This is a genomic window from bacterium, assembly GCA_021372515.1.
In the GTDB taxonomy this organism is placed as follows: Bacteria; Gemmatimonadota; Glassbacteria; order GWA2-58-10; family GWA2-58-10; genus JAJFUG01.
In genome coordinates this window covers 33,729-49,388 of sequence record JAJFUG010000103.1, presented here as the reverse complement: position 1 = coordinate 49,388, position 15,660 = coordinate 33,729, and the positions used below count along the sequence as shown (strand labels likewise).

Sequence of the window (15,660 nt, the reverse complement as noted above, 5' to 3'; positions counted from 1 at the left end):
CGGGAACCGGAAGAGAATAAAAGCAATGTATTAAAGCGGCTTGCGAAGAAAAAGGCCCTGCCGCAAATCGCAATCCACGGAAAACAAAAAAAGCGGGGCCGTCTCCGGCCCCGCCTCTTAACGCTTTACCACGGAATCCCACGCTCAGGCGCTTCTCAACTCGTATTCGCCGTCCTCCAGACTGAAGCGGCCACCAGACATGCCCAACAGCTCCGCCTCCTGCAGCACATCAAGCATGTCCGGGTCGACATGCGCCGCCCAAGTCCTGCCGCCGCTGACCTCCACCAACTCGCAGAGATCCTTCAGCAGCACCAGGCCGTGCAGGTCGATGTAGTCCACCCCGTCGAAATCGATTACCACGCCCTCCTGGTCCGCGGCGAAAGCCTCCTGCACCTCGCAGCTCAGGCGGTACACGTTCGGCCCGCTCATCTGCCGCGGCGCCTTGACTGTCACTCTTTCCCTGAGCGGTGTCACCAGCTCGAGCATCTTTTCCTCCCTGAAAAGATTAAGCCTGACTCTATCGCTGAAAAAAATATGTAATGTTGCCTCTGTCTGCGCGCCGCCGGTTGAGCAGCGCATAATCAGAATTATCGGCAGGCCGGGCCGGTTCCTTTAGGTCACGTTCTGAGTTGGGCCTGTGATGCGGCTTTGCGGGGTAGACCATTCCGGAAACAAAAAGCCGCCCACCTGAAGGGGAGGACGGCTGGAGGCTCTTGCCAGAACTGAAACTTCTATTCCGCGACAATCCCGAAATGCTTCATGAAATGGTCGCCGTAGATCGCCATGGTGATGGCATAGGGGATCAGCCGCGGCCGCCGGAACAGGGTCCAGAGGAACAGGCGCCAGTAGTGACGGCGCACACCCTTGCGGATGCCCAGCCGCCAGACCGACAGCAGGAACCCGCGGGCGTGGGCCAGTGAAAAGCGCCCGCCGTTGAACCGGTTGCGCGGGTTGTAGTGGCGCAGGAATGCCCGCACCCGGCTGTAGTAGGCCTCGGGACGGTAGATGTCGTGGATGATCCGGCGGTAGCCCTCCACCAGGGCGCTCTTGTCCATGCGGGGCAGGAAATTGATCGAGAAATCGGTGTTGCTGCCGCTGATCCCCTTGAGGATACGGTTCTCGCTCAGCAGGCGCTTGTAAAGGCGTGTGTTGGGCGGGGCGTTCAGCAGGCCGACCATCGAGGCCACTATCCCGCTCTCGTTGATGAAACGCGAGATGCGGCCGAAAATGTCGAGCTTGTCGCTGTCGAACCCCACGATGAACCCGGCCTGGACCTGAAGCCCGGCGCTGTGCAGCTTGTGCACATCGGCCAGCATGTCGGAGCGGGTGTTCTGCATCTTGCCGCACTCGATCAGGCTCTGCTCGTCCGGGGTCTCGATGCCCACGAACACCATGTCGAACCCGGCATCCACCATCAACTCGATCAGCTCGTCATCCCCGGCCAGGTTGATCGAGACCTGGGTCAGGAAATTGAAGGGGTGACGGTGGGCCTGCATCCAGCCGATCAGCTTGGGCATGAGATCGGCCTTGAGGGTGCGCTTGTTGCCGATGAAATTGTCATCCACGAAGAACACGGCCCCGCGCCAGCCCCGCTCGTACAGGGCATCCAGCTCGGCCAGCACGTTGGCCGCGGGCTTGGTGCGCGGCGCGCGCCCGTAGAGCACGGTTATGTCGCAGAACTCGCAATCGAACGGGCAGCCGCGGGAATACTGCACGCTCATGGTGGCGTATTTCTTCAGATCGATCAGGTCCCAGGCCGGGATGGGCGTGGTGGACAGATCGGCCCAACCCTCGCTGCGGTAGATACGCTGAAGGCTGCCGGCTTCCAGGTCGGCCAGAAACGGCGGCAGGCTCAACTCGGCCTCGTCCAGCACCAGGTGATCCACCTCGGGGAACTCGGCGGACAGGGCGGTGAACAGCGGCCCACCTGCCACCACTTTCACTCCCCGGGCCTTGCAGCGGCCGATTATCTCGTGCGCCGACTCTTTCTGCACGGTCATCGCACTGATGAAAACCAAATCGGCCCAGCGAAGGTCCTCGTCACGCAGGGGGGTGAAATTGGCGTCCACGAAACGCAGGTCCCAGGACTTGGGAAGAAGGGCGGCCACGGTCAGCAGGCCCATCGGGGGGAGCGAGGCCTTGCGCCCGATGAACCTTAGTGCGCGACGGTAGCTCCAGAAAGTGTCCGGGTATTGGGGGTAGACCAGAAGAACTTTGCGAGGGGTATCCGCAGTGGGCAACGTTTCTCTCCGTCCGGCCCGGCCGCTCGGGCCGGGCTCAATCGAATGAGCATTACTCTTAAACGTCGCCAACTGCCTTTTGTATCAATCGTCTCTACTAAGCTTGCCGCAACCGGCGACGCCATGTCCGGGCAAACAAAAAGGGGAGGCAAGCCTCCCCTGCCACTCTTTTAATATAGCATCGCGGACAGACTTAAGCAACCACTCCGGCCCGGTCGCCCACACTCAGCCGACATTGAAGAAACGGCTCTTCGAGCCGGTGGGGCTGATATTCAACTGTATGCGGCGGGAGCATTTGGGGCACCAGCCGACATAGGCCGTGCCCCGGCTGTTCAGGTGCACCCGGCTGTAGACCTTGCAGCACTCCCAGAATATTCCCACGAATTCGCGCCGGCTGCCGTCCGACTTCCGCCCGTCGGATTCGAGGCGAAAGTCCTCTTCCTTCCATTCCATGCCACCACCCCCGGGACACCCCGTGTTTCAGTACTGCATCCGTTCCTGCGATTTACGCTGCTCCTCGAGCTGGATGATCGTGAGCTGACGGTCGAGAAAGAGGCTGTAGCGGCCGTTGGGATAGGCCACCAGCTCGACCAGGGTCTGCTCGGTGTCCCACTTGGCGTGCAGGATCACGTTGCCCATCTCGTCCACCGTGGCGTACTGCTCGTAGGGACGGCCGTACTCGCGCATGCGGTCCAGCAGGAAAGCGTTGAACGATGTCGTGCGGTAATAGGAGGAGTAGAATATCTCGACATGGAACAACTCGTTGTTGTAGAAACGGTATTCCACCTTGAAACGCAGGTTGTCGGGGTTGAGCGCCACGATGGAGGTGATATTCCGTCCCTCCGGACTGAACGACTGGATGTCCTGGGCGCTCTCCTGCTTGAGTCCGGCCAGCACCTGCTCGGTGTTCATGCCCCAGGTGGCCCAGTGGTACCCGTTCACCTGCGGCTCGAGCGGGATGTTTTCCCCCAGCACGTCGGCGTAGGCCATCACCTCGCCGCCCGGCACCGTGGTGTCGCGGCGGGCCTGCACGCGCTCCACCTCGCCGGCCTGGTCCTGGACCTCGCCCTCGGCCGGGGCGGCCTGGCTCGCGTCCGGGGTGCGCATCGAGAAGATAAGCCAGAAAATAGCCACGAAAACGGCGAACGAGCCGATCAGCCCGATCACACCGAACACGATGAGTTTGATCTTGTCGTTCATCTGGTGACCGGGCTAACGTGCACGGGGTTGCCGGAATCCGGTCCGCGCTCGGGGGTGTACGGGCGCGGGGGGAACAGATAACGCAGGCCGGACCCGAAGCCGCTTCAAGCGCGAATTGCCTCACGGTCCGGCCTAAGAGATAATATCGACAACCCGGCCCAATACTTGAGCCGCCTGCCTCGGCGGCTTCAGAACAGGCCGAGGAATTTCTTGCGTTTGGGCTCGCCCAACAGCTTCACGATCAACTGCGGCTCCACGTTCATCTGCTGCAGCTTCTCGCGTATCTGCTCCGTGTCCAACCCCTGCGCGGTCAACGTCTGGATTGCCTGCAGGGCCTTGGGCTCCTGCTTCTTCATCTTGAGCTGGATGATCCGCTGGCGCATGTCGCCGGCTTTTTCCATCAGGGCGTTGACCCGGTTGGTCTGGGCGTCGATCTGCGCCTTGCGGGTCACCGTGAGCTTGCCCTCCTCTTTCTCGCGGCGGAGCAGCTCGGTCTGCTTGACCCGGAATTTCTGGCCGGTCTGCATGATCACGTTCAGGCACTGCATGGTCTTGGTCATGTCGCCGGCGCGCATGTAGAGGTCGGAGATCAGGATCATCAGGTCGGTGGCCATCACGATATCGGCGTAGCGCGGATGGCGCTGGTAGGCCAGCTCGTAGTAGGCGGCGGCCTTGTTCAGGCAGTCGGCCTCGCTGCGCGGCACCTCGGGCCAGACCTTGGCCAGCTTGTCGAGCTGGGCGTTGTACTGGGCCAGTTCCTCGGCCGAATTCTCCTTGGCTTTCTGGTCGCGGTACAGCCAGGCGCTGCGCAGGTAATAGCTGCCCAGCTTAGAGGTGTCCCGCACGTCATCCGGCACCAGTTCCTGGATGTAGATGGCCGCGAGGTGCAGGTTCATGGCCATCGGGAAATCCATCCTGTCGTAATCTATCCCCGTGCCCAGGAGCTGTACGATCTGCTTCTGCAGGGGTTGCATCCGCTGGAAATACTTCTTCAACGTACTGTAGTTGCTGTCCGAATCCTCGCCCGGCTTGAGGAAATCCTTCTGCGTGGCGGTGTATTTGCATGTCGGGCAGTGCCAGAAATGGTAGAACGGCGGCTGGATGTCCTGGAAAGCCTCATCCAGCCACTTGTAGCCGATGGGGTGACGGTCGCTGTCGAGACCCTTTTCCAGGTAGCTCTTGGGCATGATGAACCGGTTGGGAGCCTCCTGGCTGCAGATCGGACAGGGTGCTTTTTTCTTTATAAACGGACTTTTCTGAGGGGTTTCCACAACAGAATTCCTCCGCTGAATGAGAAAAACCCGCGCCGTTTTCGACCCCGGCGCGTCTCGCGGGTCAAGCGGCCCGAAGCGCGGAGCGCCGCGCACCAGTTAACTCTATCACAGAATGCGCGAAAATACAAGATTGATCTTATTTCTCAGCCGGACCGCTCCAGACATCCATAATTATTTGAGTAATATCATCTTACGCGTAAACGTCGCCTGCGGCGAGACCAGGCGGCAGAAATACACGCCGCTGGGGAGGCCGCGGCCGCGGCTGTCGTGCCCGTCCCAGACCACGCTATGGAAACCCGGCTCCAACTCGGAGTCGAGAAGAGTGCGCACCAGAGCGCCGCGCAGGTTGTAGACCGCCAGGCGCACCCGGAGCACTCCGGGGCCGCCCGATTCCGGCTGCGGCACGCCGAAACTGATCGTGGTGCTGGGGTTGAACGGGTTGGGATAGTTCTGCTCCAGGCTGAACGCCGTCGGCAGGGCCACTGTCACCGCGGCTGAGGAGCCGGACTGCCCGGAGGCCAGGCCATCCAGCTCGAAAGAGCCCAGCACGGCGCGCCGCAGTTTCAGACCCACCTCGCTCGTGGCCCCGGAGCCGTCCACCAGAAGGCTGCACAACTCGCCGTCCCCGGCGGCGAGGAACTCATCCCGGCCGGCGGAGGGTTTCAGCAGAAGGATTATCGTATTGTCATCCGCGGCCCCACCGGCGAACTCCCCGAGCGCGGCGCGCGCACCCGGCCGCACGGTCAGCCGGCGGGCCACGGCCGGGGTGACCTCGATTTCGAGCAGGACAAAGGGCAGCGGACGGACATTGCGCAGGCTGACTGCCGCCCCGCCGCGTGCGGACGCCAGCGAGACCGTGGGCTCGGGCCCTGATCCCCCGGCTGCGGCCAGAAGCGTGCCCCTGGAGGCATCATAGCGCCAGGCGGCCAGGGCGCGCTGGAGGTCGATGTCGCTGAACCAGCCGTCGCGGTTGAGGTCCAACCCCAGGCTGTCGACCAGGCTGGGAGCGGCGACATAGCCCAGGATGATGTAGACCAGGCGCATCAGGTCGGCGGTGTTGACCGGAACGTCCTGGACGCTGGCCTTGCCCAGCCGCGGCGAGATGCGGAAACTCTTTATATCGCTGGAGTCGGCCAGGCCCGAGACATCCGCAGCGAATGCGAACCAGGTGAAACGGCTGCCCAAGGGCCAGGGGCCGATCCGGAAATTCCAGTCCACGGCATGCACCACCCCGCTCAGGAGCGTGTCCCGCGACAGGCTGACCGGCGGTCCGGAGGGATAGACGGAGCCGCTCAGACGGAACCCGGCCCGCCGCACCCCGGCCCCGTCAGTGAAACGCAACTGGAATGCCATCTGGTTCTGGGTGTTCGGGGCCAGGCTGTCCGGGACCGAGGTCAGGATTACTCCGGGCGCGTCGGAATCGGTGCGGGTGAGGAAGCTGAGCGTGGCGCTGCTGTCGGCCGCGCCGCGCGGGCTGGAGGCCACGACCCGCCAGTAGACCGTCGTGCCCACTGTCTGTTCTTGCAGGCTGGCGCGCCAGTAGCTGAACACCGTCTCCCCCAACGTGCGCAAGGAATCGCGGTTCATGGCCACGCTGGTGTATGCGGTCTGAGTGCCGGTGCGCCAGCGCAGGTTGACCAGGGTCAGTGCGTCCCGGTCCTGGACCTTGACCAAGGCCGTGGGCTGCACGCCGCGCACGTACTGGTCCGGGATCGTATCCAGGCGGACAATGCCGGGGAACAGCGAGTCGCGCTCGGTCACGGTAAGGGTCTGGCCCGCGGAAATGTTGTACAGGCGCTGCACCACACCGGCCGGCCAGCGGATGACCAGCGAGTCGACTGCCGGCGTGGAGCCCAGGCCGAACTGCAGCACGGGCTCGCTCTGGCCGCTGTAGCTGTCACCGCCGCCCAGCTCCCGCAACCGGCGCTGCCCGCCGAAGAACGCGCTCACCTGCGCGCCGATAGCCATAGTCGGGCTGCGCGTGCCGACCAGCTTGAGGCGCAGCCAGCGGTTGCCGTCCGGGTTGATGTTCCGGTAGAGCAGCACCCGTCCGGCGCGGTCGTTGACCAGAAGGTCGGGCCGCCCGTCACGGTTGAAATCCAGCCAGGCCGCGCCGCGGTGCTCGCCGTAATCGATGAAACCGGCCTGGCCGGAATAGCTCTCGAAAGTGCCGTCCGCCCTGCCGCGCATGAACAGGTTGACATCCGGGCCGCCGGTCTCGCCCCGGGTCTTGAACAGGTCGGCGCGGGAATCGTTGTCGAAATCGCCCCACAGGGCGCAGAAACCATCCGGAGTGGGGCCGAAGCCCAGGGAGGGCAAGTCCTTGCGGGTGAATGTGCCGTTCCCGTTGTTCCGGTACAGATAGTCCTCGGCCTGCTCCACCACGTAGAGGTCGGGCCGGGAATCGTTGTCGTAATCGAACCAGGCGGCGCTCACACTGGCCGGTCCGCCGCCCACATCGGCGACCGAGGTCACATCGGTGAACGTCCCGTCGCCGTTGTTGCGGTACAAGCGGTTGGCGGCGCCGTAGTAGACCACGTAGACATCCCGGTCCCCGTCGGAGTCCCAGTCGCACCAGGCGCAGCCCACCGCGCCGGCGGAGCCGGCCAGTCCGGCCGCCGCGGCCTTGTCTGTGAAGGTCGAGTCGCCGTTGTTGTGGTACAGGCGCGCCGGGCCGTCCTCGTTGGCCACGAACAGGTCGAGCCGGCCGTCCCGGTCGTAATCCACCCAGGCGGCGGCCCAGGAGCGTCCCGCATCCCCCACTCCGGCCCGGGTGGTGGCGTCGCTGAACGTGCCGTTGCGGTTGTTGGCGAACAGCACGTTCGCCCCCAGGACTGTCAGGTAGAGGTCCGGGTAGCCGTCGTTGTTGAAATCGCCCCACCAGCCGCCGGTGGTGGCGCGGCTGACCGCGTTGACCCCCGAGCCGGCGACCACGATCATGGAGCTGTCGGCCGTGCCGCGCAGCAGGACATCCAGGCTGTCGATATTGGGCAGGAACACGTCCGGGAGGCCGTCCTGATCGTAATCCGCCACCGCCGCGCCGGTTCCGTGGCGACGGATGGCGGCGCCGGAGGGGTCGCGCGGCGTGAAATGCGACACCCGGAAGCCGGTGGCCGAGTCCAGCGCGTTGGCTGGCCGGACTTGCCAGTTGTGGGCCAGGTCCACCGCCCGGACATAGTAGTCCACCCGCGTGCCAAACGGCTGGCCCGGTATCTCGGCCTGGAAAAGGTACTGTGTGCTGTCGCGCCGTGTGATGGTCATCGCCGTGCTGTCCACCAGCGCGATGACCCCGGAGCGTGAATAGCTGCGCACCAGCCAGACATTGCGCAGCGAGTCGTTGTCCGAGGCGCGCGCCTCCACCCGGTAGGGTCCGGCGGTGAAACTGGTGTCCCTGATCACGGTGGCCGCGCCGATCACCGGCCGGGTGCTGTCCGCGCTGAAACTGAAGAACGAATCGGGCGCGGCGTAGGGGGAGTGGCTCCGGTTGCCCCAGGTGTCTATCGCACGGATATAGTAGCGCACCCGGGTACCGCTGGGCTGGCCCGGGATATTCCCGCTGTAGTTGTTGTTCCCCAGGGAGGTCATGGCCACGGGGACATAGTTGCGCCCCCGGTCGATGCTGTAGAGCAGGGTGGGCGTGACCGTGTTGTTGTCCGAAATCCAGGCGCGGATCGGGTACGGTCCGGAAAGGAACGTGGTGTCGTGGTAGACCGTGGTGGAGTCGATCACCGGGAACAGGCTGTCGGTCTCGAACCAGGTCAACATGTGGTTGACCGCCACGCCGGTGGTGTCGCGGCGCAGCCCGCAGGGCCAGAACACGGTCAGGCTGTCCACGACTCCGGCGGTGCCCAGGCCGAACAGGGCGGCCGGCTCGCTCTGCGACCCCGTGCCACCGTCAATCCAGCGGGTCTGCACCCGGCTGCCGGTGCGTAGGCGGATACGCGCCCCCAGGCCGTAACGGTTGCTCACCACCCCGTGCAGGCGCACCTTGAGCCAGTTACCCTGCACCATACCCTCGTAGTAGCGGTTGGTCCCGTTGCGCCGGGTCAGGTAGAAATCCGGCGTGCCGTGGTTGGTGGGGTCGGCCCAGGTGACCGAGGTCCAGTAGCCTAACGAGTCGATCTTGAGCTGCGGGGCGACATTGGTGAACGTGCTGTCGCCGTGGTTCTGGAACAGCTTGCTGGCGCTGTCGGCAAAGGTGACCAGCAGGTCGAGGCGGCCGTCCAGGTCGAAATCCATCCAGGTAGCCGAGCGCGCCGATCCGCGCACCCCCACGCCGCAGGAGCTCATGCGGGTGAACGTGCCGTTGCCGTTGTTGGAATAGAGCACTTGCACGCTGTCCTTGTTGGCCAGGAACAGGTCCAGGTCGCCGTCGTTGTCGTAATCGCCCCAGGCCGCCGAGGCGCCGTTGCCGGTGTGGGCCACGCCCGCGGTTACGGCGACATCGGTGAACGAGCTGTCGCGGTTGTTGTGGAACAGGCGGTTGGCGCCGTTCTCGCGCACCAGGTACAGGTCGGGGTGCAGGTCGTTGTCATAGTCGCCCCAGGCCGCGGCCACACAGTCCCCGGCATCGGCGATCCCGACCGAATCGGCCTGTTCGTCGAACCTGCCGCTGCGGTTGCAGGAAAAGAGCTGGTCCTTGGAACCGTAGTTGACCACGTGGATGTCCGGGTCGCCGTCGCAGTCGAAATCGACCCAGGAGACCGCCTTGGTCACACCGTTTCCGCTGATCCCGGCCGCGACGGTGACATCGCTGAACGACCCGTTCGGCTCGTTGCGGTAGAGGTGGTTCGGGCTGCCGCCGAACAATCCGGCGCTGCCCACGAACAGATCGGGACGGCCGTCGTGGTTGAAGTCGCCCCAGGCGGCGGTGGAGGCATCCTCCGACCCGCCGGACGGCAGCGCGTTGGCCGGATGGAACCCTCCCAGGGAATCGCCCCAGTAGAGCTGCCCCGGTCCGCCCGCGTTGGCCACGAACACGTCCGTGACCCCGTCCCGGTTGTAGTCGCTCCAGGCGGCGGAGTTGGACACACCCGGATCGGCCAGGCCCGCTGCGGCGCTGACATCCGTGTAGGAGCCGGTGATCCCGGCATCCAGAGTGAAAACCCGGAACGTGTCCTGCACCTGGTAGAGCGAGGGGTGCTCACGCACGGCGTAGACAATGGAATCCGTCCCGGCCTGGTAGTAGTTCGGGCTGTAGGTGATCACGCTGTCGTGGATAGTGGTATTGGCCGGGGCGTGCAGAATGTGGTACGACAGGGAATCGTGGTCCGCGTCCGTGGCGTGGATGGTCACGGTGAGGGTCTGACCTTCGATCACGGCCAGGTCGGGCACCCGGGAGGTGATCACGGGCACTGCGGCTTCCAGGCTGGCAATCCAGCCCAGCAGTAGGAAAAATATCACCGCCGGGCCGAGAGGCAGTCCTCTCACGGCGCGCCCGGCCGCCGGGGCGTCCGGGGGGCGATTCTGGCCTGATATCCGGTATTGGGGCATATCCGCGTTCGGTGGAGGTTTATTTGCCATGTAAAGGCACTTCACGATGACCGTTGCAAATGCAAGAACAGTGCCAGGCTGGGCAGAGATGCGCTCCGCTGCGACACGGCAGGTGCGCGCAAGAGGGGGGATGGCCGGTCGACGCTCCGGCTGTCTGCAACAAGAGGCTTCGGGGGGAAAGCCGGCGGGCGGGTGCGGAAAACCGCCCGCCCGCCGCCATAACTTCTGTCAATTGCGGCGGATGCCGATCACCATGCGGGCCTGGGGGCTCAGCTCGGCCACAGTCACCCCGTCGCCGAAACCCAGCTCGCTCAGCCAGTGGCGCACCTCATCCAGGCTGTAGCAGCGTCCGCCCTCGGTGCCCACCAGCATGTTCACCGCGAACAGGCTGGAAAAGGGCGGGTCCACCATGTCCTCATCCAGCAGGAAATCCTTGACTATCAGACGTCCCCCCGGCGCCAGGGCCTCGCGCGAGCGGCGCACCAGCTCGCGGCAGCCTGCCTCGTCCAGGGAGTGGATGATGTTGGAGATGAACACCAGGTCGTAGCCCGAGCCGTAATCATCGCTCAGATAGCTGCCGCGGCGGAAATCGATCCGCCCGGACAGCCCGGCGGCCTCCACCTGCTCCCGCGTGATCTCGTCGATCACCTCGGGCAGGTCGAACACGGTGGCGCGCATGCCGGGCGCCTGCTCGCAGAACGAGATGGCGTAGGTGCCGGGACCGCCGCCCAGGTCGAGCATGCGGCGCACCCCGCCCAGGTCGAGCAGGGCGCCGACTTTGGCCGCGCTCAGACGGGCGTTGTTGCTCATGCCCAGGATAAAATCGCGGCGCTGGCGCTTGTCGTCCTGGGGACGGCCCCCCTCGCCCGGGCGGCCGGTTTTCAGCACCTGCGGCAACTGCGCCCAGCGCTCGATCAGGTGGCCGGTGTGGCGGATAATGTCCCCCTGGTACCAGGGCTTGCCCCGCACCAGCAGCTCGGCGGCAATCTCTGAAAGCGAGAACCTGCCGTCCGGCTCTTTCTCCAGAAGGCGCATCCCGGCCAGGGCGTGCAGCACGATCCCTGTGGCACGCTCATCCAGGCCCTTCTTCTTCGCCACCTGCTCCGGGGTGAGCGGCCCGCCCTCCAGCAACTCGAACAGCTCGTACTCCGCGGCCGCGGTCAGCACCACCGCAGGCTGGAACCCCCGGGCCAGCGAGGTCAGTTTCTCTATCTTCTTATAAGTCTCCTCGTACGACTCCTGCATCTTCCTCCCCTTTCCCCGCTCACTACTTGGCAGACAGGTTGAAAAAGTCCCGCACGGCCCAGACATAATCGTGGCCGAGCTGGCGGAACAGCGCCGGAGTGGCGCGCACGGGGCCCTTGCCCTTGGGCTCGATCCAGCCCAGGCAGTGCTCGGGCGTGAACGCGGGCGTGCCCAGGCTGCTGGCGAACTGGCTGGAGACCCAGCCCAGGGCGCTGGAGACTGTCTTGTCCTCGCTGCGGCGGAAAGTGTACTTGCGCGCCAGCAGGTCGTAGAACTTGCCCTGCGCCTCTTTCACCGAGGCGGGAAGCGAGTCCCCGGCCGCCTCGATCAGCAGAAGGTTGTCGGCGATCGTGGTCAGGCAGTGGAAATCCATGAACAGGTCCAGATGGCCGTTGTGCACCACCCAATCGCCAATCAGGTTCTGCACCGACCCGACCTCCGGCTCCGGCACCACGCGGTCCCATTGGGAGGAGCGCTCCGTGTCCCAGTTCCGGTTGAGGTCGACATCGTGCATGTTATAGCGGTAGCCGCCGTGGAACACCGCATCCGGGTTGAGGATCGGCATCAGGTGGAAAATGGTTTTCTTGAGCAGCGCCTTCGAGGAATCGCTATCCTCGAGCAGGGCGGCGACCAGCCCCTCGCAGACCGGCCCGGCCGCCATCTCGTAGCCGTGCTGGGTGCCGGTGATCCAGACCACTTTCTTGCCGCTGTCCGCGGCCTGCGGGTCGGTGATCGTGATATGATAGATCGGCCGCCCCTCCACCGACAGCCCGGCCGGCTCCCACTGGAACTCGGGGCGCTCCTCGTAGCGGTCTATCATGGCCTGAAGGTCGTGCAGCACGTAGGGCGCGGCCCAGGCCAGGTAGAGAGATTCGCTCTTGGGGGTGAAACGGATGGTCACGGCCGAGGAATCGGGGTCGAACGTGTACTTGGCCTCCGTGAGCGGCTGCCAGTCCGGATCGATGTAGCTTTCCGCGGCCAGGGCGGTCCATTTGGCGTCGAACGTGTCGTCATCCGAGTACGGGGTGACCGAGGCGGGGATCGGGCGGTTCTTGCCGTAACCATAGATGCGCAGGCTCACCGGCCTGTCCTTGCAGCCGTCCAGCCGGAAAAAGAACTGGTTGCCCCATTCCAGACGAAAAGCGAAAGTGTAGGGCGAGTCCAGGAACACTCCGGTCTTGCCGTTCTCGAAACGGCTGGTGATCGAGGGCGAGCCGAGGCCTTTCTCGGGCAGGACCTCTATGCTGTAAACCGCCACATCACGCTCGCCCAGCTCGTTCTCCACGGTCAGGTGCACGTTGTAGGCCCCGGTGTGGTTGAAAATGTGACTCACCGTATCGCCCAGTTCATCCACCTCCACCAGGTCCAGGTCATCGAAATCCCAGTACATGCCGGTCAGTTTTTCGCCCTGTCCCGGGTCCGACTTGCGCCCGTCGAACTTCACGCTCTCGCCCACCCGCACACGGCGGCTGGTGGAGGTGATCGAGGCTTTGATGTCCGTGACCGATGCGGCGCTGAGCGGCACGGCGGCAAAAGTTGCCAGGAGCAGCAGAACCAGGGTGATGCCGGTGAATCCTTTCATTTTCCGTCTCCATTCTTTGATTTATTGTTAACTGACTCTTTCATGTCACATCCAGCGGCACCGCATTGTCCAAAGCGGCGCCCTCCCGGCAGAGCCGGGAGCGGTAGGCCAGCGCCTGGACTCCCTGGCCCAGCACGCGGCGCAGCGCCGCGCCGTACTGCGGGTCGACCTCGTCCGCCGGGCGCAGGATAGTGCAATCGGGCCGCTGCACCAGGTAGAAAATCACCGCCCTCTCGCCCGTTGCGGCAAGAGTGGCCAGCACCTCAAGGTGCTTGCGCCCGCGTTCTGTCACCGCGTCCGGGAACAGGGCCACGCCGTCCTGCCCCAGAGTCACGTTCTTTATCTCCACCCAGCAACCGGGACTGTCCGCTCGCTCCAGGCGAAGGTCCAGCCTTGTCCCCGGCGCGCAGACCACCTCGCGCCGAAGGCTGTCGTAGCCCGCCAGCTCCGGCACCTGGCCCGCGGCCACCGCGGCCGGGACCAGGGCGTTGGGCAGGCCGGTGTTCACCCCAGCCCAGCCGTGCGGCCCGGGAGCCACGCGCAGCAACTCCAGGGTCCAGTCCAGCTTGCGTCCCGCGCCGCCGTGCCAGGAGAGCAGCACCTCGCTGCCCGGCATATCGACCGTGGTCATGCGCCCGCTGTTGGGCACGTGCGCGGTCACAATCCGGCCGTCCGCCAGCTCCACCTCGGCCAGGAACCGCTTGTAGCGCCGGACCAGAGAGCCCGCGGTCAGCTCCGGGAACCGGATCAGCGGCGCGCTCACGGCGCTCCCGCCAGCGCCCCGGACAGGCACTGCTGGTAGTATCCAGCCAGGGCCCACTTGAGCAGGATGTCCAGCGCGATCAGCCCCAGGGCCACAGCCAGCATGCGCAGCACGTGGTTGCGCTTGTCGAGAAGGTCCAGGGGACGGTGCACGAACACCGCACCCAGGGCGGCCCCGGCCAGGATGAAGCCGATCACGCGGGACACGGCCCAGACCTGCCAGCCCAGGAGAATCGAGCTCCAGTGGCAGCCGCTGGCCGCGATCAGCTCTCCGACATAGAAATCCATATAGCCCAGCATGGCCGCGCCCATCACCAAGCCGAACAGGCCGCCGCTGGCCAGCGAGACCACGCAGAAAATCGCCAGATGCCGCAGGTGCACGGGCAGGAACAGGCGGATATCGCCCTCGGCCCCGGCGCCGCTGCGCACCCAGGCGAACATCTCCTCGCGGTAGGCCGCGCCGTGCCAGACCGCGTTCTCCATGGCCGCGGGCCACAGGACAGTCAGGCCCACCTGGAGCACTATTGTCATGGCCGCCCAGACCAGGGCCAGGCGCACCGCGGCCCAGTATTCGCCCTCGCGTAGCGGCCCGAAGAAAAGCAGAAAAAACAGGCCGCCGTTGAGCACGGGCAGCCACCACTGGCCGGGCAGAAACACACCTGCCAGGTGTGACACTGCGAGCGTGCCAATCAGCCAGGCCAGGCAGAACGTTTTGGAGCGCCAGCGCCCCACTACGGCCGGAACGACCATGCTCGACCCTCCACGGTTGCGATTCCAGACCCGCCGGGCGGACACTCCGTTCTGCTACAAGACGCCCGCAGGCGGCTGATCATTCACAATATATCAAGGTATGATCTTTATTCGCAGTGTCAAGGCCGGATAGAACACCGGCGATACTGAAAGAATTAATCCTCGGCACGCCGGGAGGAAAAAGATGTAGGGGAGGGTTTAAAACCCTCCCCTACACAGGAACTCCTATCGATCAAAGCCCGCCGGCGAGCCTGTCCGGCTCACAGAAACGCAGCTCCGGCGGCTCCGGGGCCTCGCCCAGGGCGTGGGCCAGACGGTAGAACTCGCGCAGTCCCTGAAGGTGCGCCTCGGTCAGCTCGTAGGAAATAAGCTGCCAGTAGCGCAGCACGGTGGCGCGGTCCAGGAACGGCCGCGCAGCCAGGATAGCGGCCACCAGGGCCTCATCCGGGTGCTTCAGCTCCTCGTGCGAGCGCCGCAGCTCGCGCCAGAACATGGCCAGCGGCGCGGCCTTGGCGCTCAGAGCCTCACGGCGCAGGGTCCAGAGGGCGAACACGAAAGGCAGGCCGGTGTGGGCGAGCCAGATCTCGCTCAACTCGTAGATATGCACTCCGGCGGGGGCGCGCATCCCGGCGGCCAGGGCCTTGTCGCCGATCAGCAGCACGGCGGGCGCGCGCTCCAGGGCCGGCTCCAGGTCGGTCAGCTCGGTGCGGAACGTGTTGCGGAAGCCGTAGAATTTTGAAAGGATTATCTTGAGCAGGACCACGGTGGTCTCGCTCTCGCCGGTCAGGACCACCTCGCGGCCGTCCAGCTCATCTATCGGCACGCGGCTGAACAGGCGGATGCTCCAGATCGGCCCCGTGGCCCCGATGCAGTAGCGCGGCAGGAGGAAATAGTCATCGGCGTGGCGGGCGTACTCCACCGAGGAACTGATACTGAGGTCGATCCCGCCGTGGCTCAGAAGGTGGTTCAGCACTGCGGGCGCAGCGGCGTGGAATTCCACTCCCGGCGCGGGCAGGCCGCGCCGCAGGCAGTGGAAGATATTGAAGCAGTTGGTGTATGAAATCTCGCCGACCCGCAGCGCTCCGGCCTGACTCTCCACGCTCTCGTTCCGTCC

The 15,660-nt window shown here is 64.9% G+C and carries 11 protein-coding genes; all 11 read right to left on the bottom strand.

The features are described from left to right. Positions 1-144: 144 nt before the first annotated feature. Positions 145-486, bottom strand: coding sequence for an STAS domain-containing protein (locus tag LLH00_10260; GenBank protein MCE5271652.1), 342 nt, complete (start codon positions 484-486; stop codon positions 145-147). Positions 487-731: 245 nt separating this feature from the next. Next, entirely contained in the window at positions 732-2,240 is a 1,509-nt protein-coding gene (locus LLH00_10255) for a B12-binding domain-containing radical SAM protein (protein ID MCE5271651.1), read from the bottom strand. Between the two features lie 225 nt (positions 2,241-2,465). Further along, entirely contained in the window at positions 2,466-2,693 is a 228-nt protein-coding gene (locus LLH00_10250; protein ID MCE5271650.1) for a hypothetical protein, read from the bottom strand. Between the two features lie 27 nt (positions 2,694-2,720). Continuing rightward, the gene (locus LLH00_10245; protein ID MCE5271649.1) at positions 2,721-3,440 is read right to left on the bottom strand and encodes a hypothetical protein; all 720 of its coding nucleotides are present in this window, start codon (positions 3,438-3,440) and stop codon (positions 2,721-2,723) included. 188 nt (positions 3,441-3,628) lie between these two features. Further along, a complete protein-coding gene (locus LLH00_10240) occupies positions 3,629-4,711 on the bottom strand; it encodes a DUF2225 domain-containing protein (GenBank protein MCE5271648.1) in 1,083 nt (360 codons plus the stop codon). 174 nt (positions 4,712-4,885) lie between these two features. Then, positions 4,886-10,144, bottom strand: a complete 5,259-nt coding sequence (locus LLH00_10235; GenBank protein ID MCE5271647.1) for an FG-GAP-like repeat-containing protein — start codon at positions 10,142-10,144, stop codon at positions 4,886-4,888. Positions 10,145-10,435: 291 nt separating this feature from the next. Continuing rightward, positions 10,436-11,452 carry a methyltransferase domain-containing protein gene (locus LLH00_10230; GenBank protein ID MCE5271646.1) on the bottom strand — a complete coding sequence of 339 codons (1,017 nt, stop codon included), beginning with the start codon at positions 11,450-11,452 and terminating at the stop codon, positions 10,436-10,438. A 22-nt stretch (positions 11,453-11,474) separates the two neighbouring features. Further along, on the bottom strand, positions 11,475-13,034 hold the full coding sequence (locus tag LLH00_10225; protein ID MCE5271645.1) for a PKD domain-containing protein: 1,560 nt from the start codon (positions 13,032-13,034) through the stop codon (positions 11,475-11,477). 40 nt (positions 13,035-13,074) lie between these two features. Further along, complete coding sequence (gene sfsA / locus LLH00_10220; protein ID MCE5271644.1) at positions 13,075-13,782, bottom strand: DNA/RNA nuclease SfsA; 708 nt, start codon at positions 13,780-13,782, stop codon at positions 13,075-13,077. An 11-nt stretch (positions 13,783-13,793) separates the two neighbouring features. Further along, the gene (locus LLH00_10215; GenBank protein ID MCE5271643.1) at positions 13,794-14,546 is read right to left on the bottom strand and encodes a hypothetical protein; all 753 of its coding nucleotides are present in this window, start codon (positions 14,544-14,546) and stop codon (positions 13,794-13,796) included. Between the two features lie 232 nt (positions 14,547-14,778). Beyond that, complete coding sequence (locus tag LLH00_10210; GenBank protein ID MCE5271642.1) at positions 14,779-15,645, bottom strand: menaquinone biosynthesis protein; 867 nt, start codon at positions 15,643-15,645, stop codon at positions 14,779-14,781. Between the last annotated feature and the right edge of the window lie 15 nt (positions 15,646-15,660).

What these genes read in the sequence shown, in the direction of transcription:
- LLH00_10260 (MCE5271652.1), bottom strand. Translation starts at nt 486, where the DNA reads ATGCTCGAGCTGGTGACACCGCTCAGGGAAAGAGTGACAGTCAAGGCG.
- LLH00_10250 (MCE5271650.1), bottom strand. Translation starts at nt 2,693, where the DNA reads ATGGAATGGAAGGAAGAGGACTTTCGCCTCGAATCCGACGGGCGGAAG.
- LLH00_10245 (MCE5271649.1), bottom strand. Translation starts at nt 3,440, where the DNA reads ATGAACGACAAGATCAAACTCATCGTGTTCGGTGTGATCGGGCTGATC.
- LLH00_10230 (MCE5271646.1), bottom strand. Translation starts at nt 11,452, where the DNA reads ATGCAGGAGTCGTACGAGGAGACTTATAAGAAGATAGAGAAACTGACC.
- LLH00_10225 (MCE5271645.1), bottom strand. Translation starts at nt 13,034, where the DNA reads ATGAAAGGATTCACCGGCATCACCCTGGTTCTGCTGCTCCTGGCAACT.
- LLH00_10215 (MCE5271643.1), bottom strand. Translation starts at nt 14,546, where the DNA reads ATGGTCGTTCCGGCCGTAGTGGGGCGCTGGCGCTCCAAAACGTTCTGC.